General features: G+C 74.7%; 1 protein-coding gene. It reads left to right on the top strand.

Annotated elements, in window-relative coordinates; all coding sequences use genetic code 11:
• A partial coding sequence (locus PROKR_RS27830) for a LysR substrate-binding domain-containing protein (RefSeq protein WP_084800722.1) occupies positions 1-685 on the top strand: 685 nt, incomplete at its 5' end.
• Positions 686-797 lie beyond the last annotated feature (112 nt).

Raw genomic sequence — 797 nt, forward strand, 5'->3', positions numbered from 1 at the left:
GGACGCCGTGGACCGGCTCGTCGGGGGCGACACCGAGGCCGACCCGGTCACCGGCGTCGTGCGCATGACGGCGACCGACGGGTTCAGCGCGTACGTGGCCTCCCCCGCGATCGCCCGGCTGCGCGGCGCGCACCCGGAGCTGTCGGTCGAGCTCGTGACCGTCACGCGCGTGGCGACGCACCACCGCTCGGGGGTCGACGTCGACGTCGTGGTCGGCGAGCCGAACGTGCAGCGGGCCAAGGCCGTGCGCCTGGGCGAGTACGTGCTCGGCATGTACGGCTCCCGGGACTACCTGGCCCGGCACGGCACGCCCACCACGGTGGAGGAGATGTCGCGGCACGGCCTCGTCTACTTCGTCGACTCGATGCTCCAGGTCAACGACCTCGACGCGCCCCGCCGCCTGGTGCCCGGCATGCCGGACGCGCTGGCCTCGACGAACGTGTTCGTGCACGTCGAGGCCACGCGCGTGGGTGCGGGACTCGGGTTCCTGCCGTGCTTCATGGCGGACCGGCACGACGACCTGGTGCGGCTCCTGCCCGACGAGGTCACCGAGCGCCTGCCCTACTGGGCGGTGATCCGCACCGAGTCGTGGCGCCGGCCGGCCGTCACGGCGGTGGTGCAGGTGCTGATCGACGAGATGAACCGGCAGCGGGACCGGATGCTGGGGCTGCGGCCGGAGGCCTGACGGCGCCGGACCGCCGCCGGACCAGAGGGGCGCCCCGCGGCGCGCCCCTGGGCATCTCGATCGGCGACGGTTCGATCCGCGGCGGCTCGATCCGCAGCCGCTCCCCCGGGCG

Source organism: Promicromonospora kroppenstedtii DSM 19349, assembly GCF_000515355.1.
Lineage (GTDB): Bacteria > Actinomycetota > Actinomycetes > Actinomycetales > Cellulomonadaceae > Promicromonospora > Promicromonospora kroppenstedtii.